This is a genomic window from Massilia phosphatilytica, assembly GCF_977014125.1.
On sequence record NZ_CDRNIL010000022.1, the window covers coordinates 1 to 8,272 of the forward strand.

7 protein-coding genes and 3 pseudogenes are annotated in these 8,272 nt (G+C 68.9%); 2 read left to right on the forward strand and 8 right to left on the reverse strand.

What is annotated here, in order from left to right; all coding sequences use genetic code 11:
- Positions 1 to 60 precede the first annotated feature (60 nt).
- A complete protein-coding gene (locus ACWNCF_RS00780; protein ID WP_449405679.1) occupies positions 61 to 423 on the forward strand; it encodes a hypothetical protein in 363 nt (120 codons plus the stop codon).
- A 24-nt stretch (positions 424 to 447) separates the two neighbouring features.
- Here ACWNCF_RS00780 and ACWNCF_RS00785 read toward each other — a convergent pair whose 3' ends face one another.
- From ACWNCF_RS00785 to ACWNCF_RS00820, 8 genes and pseudogenes are all read right to left on the reverse strand, one after another.
- Positions 448 to 1,353 (reverse strand): sensor histidine kinase, encoded by a 906-nt coding sequence (locus tag ACWNCF_RS00785; protein ID WP_449405680.1) that lies wholly within the window; start codon positions 1,351 to 1,353, stop codon positions 448 to 450.
- Between the two features lie 142 nt (positions 1,354 to 1,495).
- A complete protein-coding gene (locus tag ACWNCF_RS00790; protein ID WP_449405681.1) occupies positions 1,496 to 2,269 on the reverse strand; it encodes a sigma 54-interacting transcriptional regulator in 774 nt (257 codons plus the stop codon).
- A gap of 110 nt (positions 2,270 to 2,379) precedes the next feature.
- A pseudogene (locus ACWNCF_RS00795) lies at positions 2,380 to 2,892 on the reverse strand (response regulator); the annotation flags it as partial.
- 9 nt (positions 2,893 to 2,901) lie between these two features.
- Complete coding sequence (locus ACWNCF_RS00800) at positions 2,902 to 4,098, reverse strand: ABC transporter permease (protein ID WP_449405684.1); 1,197 nt, start codon at positions 4,096 to 4,098, stop codon at positions 2,902 to 2,904.
- On the reverse strand, positions 4,098 to 4,592 hold the full coding sequence (locus ACWNCF_RS00805) for an ABC transporter permease (protein WP_449405685.1): 495 nt from the start codon (positions 4,590 to 4,592) through the stop codon (positions 4,098 to 4,100). The genes ACWNCF_RS00800 and ACWNCF_RS00805 overlap by 1 nt, the downstream gene beginning before the upstream one ends.
- A gap of 94 nt (positions 4,593 to 4,686) precedes the next feature.
- Positions 4,687 to 5,340 (reverse strand): annotated as a pseudogene (locus tag ACWNCF_RS00810) (ABC transporter permease); the annotation flags it as partial.
- Entirely contained in the window at positions 5,330 to 6,013 is a 684-nt protein-coding gene (locus tag ACWNCF_RS00815; protein WP_449405682.1) for an ABC transporter ATP-binding protein, read from the reverse strand. The gene ACWNCF_RS00815 and the pseudogene ACWNCF_RS00810, both read right to left, overlap by 11 nt.
- A 27-nt stretch (positions 6,014 to 6,040) precedes the next feature.
- Positions 6,041 to 7,288: an efflux RND transporter periplasmic adaptor subunit gene (locus ACWNCF_RS00820; RefSeq protein WP_449405683.1), complete on the reverse strand. Its 1,248-nt coding sequence runs from the start codon at positions 7,286 to 7,288 to the stop codon at positions 6,041 to 6,043.
- A gap of 196 nt (positions 7,289 to 7,484) precedes the next feature.
- Here ACWNCF_RS00820 and pnuC point away from each other — a divergent pair.
- A pseudogene (gene pnuC, locus ACWNCF_RS00825) lies at positions 7,485 to 8,042 on the forward strand (nicotinamide riboside transporter PnuC); the annotation flags it as partial.
- Between the last annotated feature and the right edge of the window lie 230 nt (positions 8,043 to 8,272).

An 8,272-nucleotide genomic window follows, 5' to 3' on the forward strand; every position in this document is an offset into this window, starting at 1 on the left:
TTTTTTTGATCTACTCGTTCAGTTACGTATTGCTAAGGTTAAAACGGAGGAGTTAGTTGGATGATCCAGCACCTGGTGCCCACCCTACGCGGCAGGATCGATTCGTGTTCTATGCGCGAACGCCGGCATCACCAGGCCGGGAACCAGATATCGAACCGCGTCTCTCCCGGCGCGCCCGGCGCCAATCAATACGTGCACCCGTGCCGCTGCAGCACCTCGCGCACGAACATCAAACCGATCCCCTGGCCGCCCTTCCGCGTCGTGAAGAACGGCGTGAACAACGGCCGCGCGGGCCCCGTCGCCCAGCAGGTCGCCGGAATCGACGACGGACAGCCGCACGCGCCGCCCTTCGTCCGCGAGCTCCAGCTTGACCGCGCCGTGCGCCTGGCCGGCCGCCTCGATGGCTTCCCATCGCATTCTTGACGATGTTCATGAGCGCCTGCTCGATCAGCTGCGCATCCAGCGCCAGCGGCGCGACCGGGTCCAGCGGTGCCAGCCCAGCGCGATGCCGCGGCTGCTGCACTGTTCCCGGTTCAGCCAGAGGATGTCGTCGACGACGGCCTTGAGGTCCGTCGGGCGCGGCTCCGGCGGCGGCATCTTGACGACCTTCGTGAAGCGGTCGATGAATTCGCCCAGGCTCGCATTGCGGCGCTTGACGGCGACGATGGCCGTGGCGAAATCGCCGGCATCCGGTTCCGCCAGCTGGCCGCGGTAGAACAGCAGCGAGTCGAGCACCGATCCCGTCGCCGCCACCGTGTTGTTGACTTCATGCGCGAGCACGCGGATCAGGCGCTCGTAGGTGGCGCGCTCGGAATCTTCCAGTTCGGCCGTCAGTTCCTCGACCATCAGGAAGTGGCGCGCGAAGCCGCGGTCGTAGAACTGGCCGCGCTGGGCGCGGTAGCGGCGGCCGTCGAGGTCCGTCAGCAGCCGCGATTCGCCCAGCGGCAGCGCGTCCAGCTGGGCGACGAGCTCGCGCCCGCGCGCGCGGGCGCGCGCGTCGAGGCCCGGCGCGAAGCCGGCGCCGGCGCCGGCCCATGCGGACAAGGGCTTGCCCCGCGGGCGGTCCAGGCCGAGGAGCGCTCCCGCGCTCGCGTTCGCGAGGCTGATCGCGCCGTCGAAGTCGAACACGAGGACGGCGGCCGGCGTCGCTTCCAGCAGCCGGTCGAGAAAGCCCTGCTGCTCGCCGATGGCCAGGCGCTCGCGGTGCAGCGCGGCGAGCATCGTGTTGAACGTGCCCACGAGGTCGTCCAGTTCGGACGATGCGGGGGCGGCCAGGCGGTTGGCGTACTGCTGGTCCTGCAGCAGGTCGTGGAACCGGCGCGTGAAGCCGAGCGGCTCCAGCGCCTGGCGCACCGAGCCACCAGCCCAGCGCGAGGCTGGCCGGCGACGGCATCCGCGCCGACGAACCACAGCGGCCGCGCCGGCAGCAGCAGGGCGGCGCAGCCGAACAGCGGCAGGTGCAGCGCCACGACGTAGGTGCCGAGCCGGATGCGCATCATTCCACGGGCTGCGCGCCGTCGCCGAGGCCGTGGCGTTCCAGCCGGCGGTACAGCGCGGTGCGCGACAGGCCGAGCGCCTTGGCCACGCGCGAGATATCGCCCGCATGCTGGCGCAGCGCCTGCTCGATCATCAGGCGCTCGACCTGGTCCAGCGTCATGCCGTCGACGCCGAGCCGCGTGCCCGGCACATTGTCGTCGACGGCGCTCGTGGCCTGGAAATCCGCCTGCGTGAGAACGTCGTTGCCGGCCAGCAGAAGCGTGCGTTCCAGCGTCTGTTTCAGCTGGCGGATGTTGCCGGGCCACGGCTGCGCGGCGAGCCAGTCCAGCGCCTGCGGCGCGAGGCCGACGGTGCCCAGGCCGTAGCCGTCGGCCACGGCGGCCACGATGTGGCGCGCGAGCAGCGGGATGTCGCTGCGCCGTTCGCGCAGCGGCGGCAGGCGGATCGTGATCAGGTTCAGCCGGTAGAACAGGTCTTCGCGGAAGTCGCCGCTGGCGACCAGCTCCGCCAGTTCGCGGTTGGTGGCCGAGACGACGCGCACGTCGGCCTGTTCGGCGCGGCTCGCGCCCACGGGCTGGTAGCGCTGGTCCTGCAGCACGCGCAGCAGCTTGACCTGGTCGCCGCGGTTCAGCTTCCCGATCTCGTCGAGGAACAAGGTGCCGCCGTCGGCGCTGGCCACATGGCCCTTGCGGTCGGTCTTCGCATCGGTGAACGCGCCGCGCACGTGGCCGAACATCTCGCTCTCGAACAGGGACGTGGCGATGGCGCCCATATTGATCTTGACGATGGGAGCAAGCGCTGCGCGGGCTGTTGCGGTGGATGGCGTCCCGCGATCAGTTCCTTGCCCGTGCCGCTCTCGCCCAGCACCAGCACGGGCGCGCGCGTGGCCGCGACCTGCGCGATCGTCTCCAGCACCTTCAACAGTTTCGGATGCTCGCCGACGATGCCCGTGAAGTCGTACTTCGCATCGAGCGCGGCGCGCGTGCGGCCGGCCGGCGCCGCGGGCGCGCCCAGGTCCAGCGTCGCGCCGATCAGGTCGACCAGCTGGGCGTTGTCCCAGGGCTTCGTGAAGAAGTTGGCCGCGCCGGCCTTCACGCCGCGCACGGCCAGCGCGATCGAGCCCCAGGCCGTCATCAGGAGCACGGGCAGCGCGGGGTGCGCCGCCTTGATCCGCGCGAGCAGGTCCAGGCCCTCCGCGCCGCTCGTCTGCAGCGAGAAATTCATGTCCTGTAAAACGAGGTCGAAAGCGCCCGCTTCGAGCTGCGCCAGCGCCTCTGGCGGACCGTCCGCGCATGCGGCGTCGAAGCCGGCCTGCTTGAGGAGCAGGGCCAGCGAGACCTGGACGGCGTGATCGTCGTCCACGACCAGTACGCGCCGCCTGCGTTGTATTTCCATGGATGCCTTTTATTCGTAATGCAGCGCCGCGGCCGGATCGAGCCGGCTCGCGCGCCAGCCCGGGTAGAGCGAGCACGCCAAGGATAGCAGATAGATAACGGCCACCGACAGCAGCGTCGCACCCGCGAACACGGACCAGTTCAGGGTCTCGCCCAGCGCGCCGGTCAGCGGCAGCTGCACGAGCAGCACGAGCGCGGCGGCGACGGCCAATGTACACAGCAGCAGCTGTTCGAACACGATCTGCCGGTAGATGCTGGCGGCGCTGGCGCCGAGCGCGCGGCGCAGGCCGATCTCGGGAATCCGGTGCGTCGTGTTCTGCCACAGCACGCCGAACAGGCCGAAGGCAACCATCAGCAGCATGAACGCGGCGATGACGGCGACGACGGCCAGCGGCACCAGCTGCTCCTTCAGCAGCGAGGCGCGCATCGAGGCCAGGGGCGCGATCTCGTACGACCAGTCGTTGCGGACCGCCTTGAGCCGCTGGTTCAGCGTTGCCTCGAACGCGCGCGGCGTGCCCGGCGCGACCTTGAGCAGGATCGTGCGCACGCGCGACTGGCTCGTATGCGGCGCGAAGCGGGCGATGACGAAGTTGGTCGGCGTCATGAACGGCCCCTTGTTGCGGAACGCGTCGACCAGGCCCACGACCCGGTACGTGCGGGGCGGGCCGTCTTCCGCGCTCGTGAAGCGCTGGCCCAGCGCCTGCCGGCCGGGGAATAGCGCGGCCGCCATGCGCCGGTTCAGCACCGCGGGCAGCTCGATGCGGCCTTCGTCGCTGGCGTCGAACCAGCGCCCGGCCACGAGATGCACGCCCAGCGCGGCGGCGACGTCGTCGCTCACCTCGATGGTGTCCGTGTCCACCTTGGCGCCGGTTTGCGGCGACTTGAAGCTGGTGGTCCACGTCGACAGGGTGTAGGGCGAGTGCGTGGCAAAGCCGACGGCCCGCACTTCCGGCAGTTCGAGCAGGCTGCGGCGCAGCAGGTCGTAGGTGTCCGGCGAAATCGCATCGGCCGGCACGTCGGAGAACCGCATGGCGACCGACCACGTGTCGGTGCCCTCGAAGCCGAGCGGCTCCCGATACAGCTGCCAGTAGCGCAGTCCGATCGCGGCGATGCCGAACACGATGACGAAGGCGAGCAGGATCTCGAGGCTCAGCATCAGGTGCCTGGACTTGCGCTTCCAGGTGAGTCGCAACAGGTGGCGCAGCATCACGCGGCTCCTTTCAGGGCATGGACGGGGTCGAGGCGCGACATCTTCCACGCGGGCAGCGCGCCGGACAGCAGGCCGAACACGAAGGCGAGCAGCATGCCGCTTGCGAATACCGGCAGGTTGATGTCGACGTCCAGGTAGGGAATCAGCTGTGACGCTTCCAGCCACCACAGCGCGAGCCGGGCGCACGCGAGGCCGAGCAGGCCGCCCGCGAGGCACAGCAGGACGTTCTCGACGACCAGCTGGCCCGCCAGTTGCAGGCTGGTGGCGCCGAACGCCTTGCGCACGCCGATCTCGGCGCTGCGCTCGAGGATGCGCCCCATGTTCAGGTTGACGAGGTTCAGCGCGGGCAGCAGCATGAACAGCAGCATGCCGCCGGCGATCATCATCAGCAGCCGCGCGGCGCCGGAATCGGCCTCGCTCTGCCGGCCCAGGAGCACGCGGGCGAACACGTCCAGTTTGCTGTCGGCCCAGAACTGCGTGGTGGAGAACATACTGCGGGTCCTCGGCCACGAACGTCGTCGCGGCGCGCGCGACCTCGGCCCGGATGCGCGGCAGGTCGCCCGGATCGCGCGCCAGCAGGATCGCGGCGAAGCCGCCCGTCAGGTCCTTCTGGTAGTCGGTGGACGGGAACGTCGTCAACGGCGTCCAAATGTCCGCGTAGGCGTTGATGTGGACGACGTCCGCGACCACGCCGACGATCTCGAACGTCTGCCCGCTCACGCTGATGTGCTGCCCCACCGCGGCGGCGTCCGGAAACAGGCGGCGCGCGGTCGTCGCGTTGACGACGGCGACGAGACGCCCGAGGCGGTCGTCGTCTTCGTTCGGGAGGCGTCCGGCCAGCAGGTGGAAATCGAGGATCTTCCAGTAGTCGGCGTCGACGCGCCGCATGTCGAGCTGGCTCACGCGGTCGCCCTGGTAGACCGACACCGTGCCCGGCACCGTGAAGGCCGACACGCGCTCGGCGCCCGCGATCGGCTTGAGGTATTTGTCGATGGTCTTGTAGCCGAGCAGCGTGGTGCGCGTGGTCTTGCCGTCCGGGCTCGTGCTGCGGATGCCGTACACCTGCAGGAAGCGGTCGCTCCTGCCTTCCACGCCGCCGGGCCAGAACGTCGTCTGGAGCAGCGCGGTGACCACCATCAGCACGACGAGCGTCAGCACGATGCAGGCCAGGTTGATCGCCGTGAACAGCTTGCGGCGCATGAAGACCTTGTAGGCGGTCAGCAGGTAGTTACGCAGCATGGAGACGCTCCGGTTCCACCAGCTGGCCGTCGAACACGCGCACGATGCGGCCGACGCGGCGGGCCTCGTGTTCGTCGTGCGTGACCATCACGATCGTCGTGCCTTCGGCGTTCAGCCTGAGGAGGATGTCGATGACCTCGGCGCCCATCTGCTGTCGAGGTTCCCCGTGGGGCTCGTCGGCCAGCAGCACGAGCGGGTTGCCGACGATGGCGCGCGCGATCGCCACGCGCTGCTGCTGGCCGCCGGACAGCTGGTTCGGATAATGGTCCATGCGCGCGCCGAGGCCCACGCGCTCCAGCGCGGCGCGCGCGAGCCGGCGCCGCTCGCCGCCCGACACGCTGCGGTAGAGCAGGGGCAGCTCGACGTTGTCGATCACGCGCAGGTCGGGAATCAGGTGGAAGCTCTGGAACACGAAGCCGAACGTCCGGTTGCGCAGCTGCGCCAGGTCCTTGTCGCGGTACGAGGCGATGGCCGCGCCGTCGATCTCCACGCTGCCCTGGCCCGGCCGGTCGAGCAGGCCGATGAGGTTCAGCAGCGTGCTCTTGCCGCAGCCGCTGGGGCCCATCATGGCGACGAATTCGCCGCGGTCGATGGCAAGGTCGATGTCCTTCAGGGCCAGCGTCTCGACCTTGTCGGTGCGGTAGGTCTTGCTGACATTATGCAGTCTGATCATGGCGTCCTCGTAGGGTTGGATGATGCGTCAATTCGAAATGCGGACGGCGTCCAGGTCCTTGAACGCGCGGGTGTCCGAGACGAGCACGCGCTCGCCCATGCGTGCGCCCGCGACGACTTCGACCACCTTGCCGTCGCTGGCGCCCAGCGTGATCGTCCGCTTGCGCGCCACGCCGCCGTCCACGACGAACGCCGGCTGCGGCCCGCGGCCGTTGAAGGCGGCGCCGTTGTCGACCACGAGCACGTGCGCGCGCCGTTCGGTGATCACGTCGACGTCCACGCGCATCTTGTTGCGCAGATGCGCGTTGCGGGGCTGGGCCAGGTCGACGAGCAGCTTGATCGTGCCGTTCTGGATTTCGGGCAGGATCGTGTGGACGGTGCCGGCCAGGATCTCGCCGTTCTGCTCCACGCGTACGGGCTGCCCGGGCGCGAGCTGGCGCGCGTGGAAGTCAGAGAGCGTGGCTTCGACGCGGTAGTTGTTCGATTCGGAGACGCGCGCCACGAGCTGGCCCGCCGCCACGCTGGCGCCTTCGTCCTCGACCAGCCAGGTCAGCATGCCCGCGAACGGGGCGCGCACGCGGGTGCGGTCGAGCAGCTGTTCCTGCTGCGCGATCTGCTTTTGCAGGATCGCTTTCTGCAGGTCGGCCGCGGCGATGTTGCCGGCGGTGCTGCGGCGGGTGTCCTCGAGCAGTGCGCGCTGCTGGCGCAGCTGGATCTCCGTGCGCTTGACGTTCAGTTGCGCCGTCAGCAGGTTTTCGCCCGACACGAGGCCGCTCGAGCGCAGCTTCTCGTTGCGTTCCAGCGTGGCGCGCGCGGCCAGCAGGTCGATCTCCAGCAGTTCGATGGCACTGGCGATCTGCGTGCGCTTCTGCTCCAGTTCCTGGCTCAAGGTCGCGATGCGGTTGTCCTGCTGCGCCAGTTGTTCCTTCAACGCTTCCAGCGCGAGGCGGATCTCGCGGTCGTCCAGTTCCAGCAGCAGGTCACCGGCGGCGACCCGCTGTCCGGGCTTGGCGTGCACCTTCGCGACCCGGCTCGCGCCCGGACTCGCCACCACTTCCTCGCGCACGGGGATGACGATGCCGGACGCGTTGATCGTGTTGTCGACGTTCCCGCGCCGGACCTGCGCGATGACGACGTCGGCGCCGGACACGCTGGGACGCAGCACGCGGTTCAGGCCCCACGCAGCCGCGCACAGGCCGCCGAACAGCACGAGGGCGGTGGCTGCGCGCAGGCGGGTGCGGCGGCGGATGATGTCGAGACTGAGGGCCTGGTCCATGATAAAGGCGATGCGTTGCAATGCTGCCTGTATTGCAAGCCGCGTGCCAGCGTGCTTTCCCGGGCGGACAAGGACGCATGGACGCGCGGCGCTGCCCGCTGGCGGGCAACGGTGTCCGGAAACGGACACTCGTCCGCAGGTTGCATAAACGGGCCGCACCTTCCATAATCGCCGATTCGCCCGCATCTCTTCTTCCATGAACGATTCCCTGGTCCTGCTTGGCTTTACCACCACGCCGCTCGAACTGCTTGGCTTCGTCCTGTCGGTCGCGACGGTCGTGCTCACGATCCTGCGCAACCACTGGGGCTGGTTCTTCGCCATCGTGTCGTCGGCCACGTACGGCATCGTGTTCTTCGATGCCCGCCTGTACGGCGACGCCGGCCTGCAGGGCGTGTTCATCGCGGCCTCGATCTGGGGCTGGTGGCAGTGGCTGCGCGGGGCCGAGGGCAAGCCGCTGCCGGTGACGCGGCTGGCGCGTGCCGGCTGGCTGGCGTCGGCTTCCGGCTGGGCCATCGGCTTCGTCGTGCTGTCGGCGTTCCTGAAGGCGTACACGGACACGGACGTGCCGCACATGGACGGCTTCCTCACGGCCGGCAGCCTGCTGGGCCAGTTGCTGACGGCGAAAAAGAAGATCGAGAACTGGCACACGTGGATCGTCGTCGACGTGCTGTACGTGGGGTTGTACGTGTACAAGGGCCTGCACCTGACGGCGATCCTGTACGCCGTGTTCGTCGTGCTGGCCGTGCTGGGCCTGCTGTGTACATTGGCCGTCGCCGACACGCTTCGTGCTGCTCGTGCAGCTGCCGCTGACCGGCGCGCTGGGCGAGACCCTGAACTGGTCCGTGTTCGCGGGTGCGACGCGCTGTCGGTGGCCGTTATCTGCTATCCTTGGCGTGCTCGCTCTACCCGGGCTGGCGCGCGAGCCGCTGGACACCAGGTGCTGGATCATCCAACTAACTCCTCCGTTTTAACCTTAGCAATACA

What these genes read in the sequence shown, in the direction of transcription:
- ACWNCF_RS00790 (WP_449405681.1), bottom strand. Translation starts at nt 2,269, where the DNA reads ATGGGCGCCATCGCCACGTCCCTGTTCGAGAGCGAGATGTTCGGCCAC.
- ACWNCF_RS00820 (WP_449405683.1), bottom strand. Translation starts at nt 7,288, where the DNA reads ATGGACCAGGCCCTCAGTCTCGACATCATCCGCCGCCGCACCCGCCTG.
- ACWNCF_RS00805 (WP_449405685.1), bottom strand. Translation starts at nt 4,592, where the DNA reads ATGTTCTCCACCACGCAGTTCTGGGCCGACAGCAAACTGGACGTGTTC.
- ACWNCF_RS00800 (WP_449405684.1), bottom strand. Translation starts at nt 4,098, where the DNA reads ATGCTGCGCCACCTGTTGCGACTCACCTGGAAGCGCAAGTCCAGGCAC.
- ACWNCF_RS00780 (WP_449405679.1), top strand. Translation starts at nt 61, where the DNA reads ATGATCCAGCACCTGGTGCCCACCCTACGCGGCAGGATCGATTCGTGT.
- ACWNCF_RS00815 (WP_449405682.1), bottom strand. Translation starts at nt 6,013, where the DNA reads ATGATCAGACTGCATAATGTCAGCAAGACCTACCGCACCGACAAGGTC.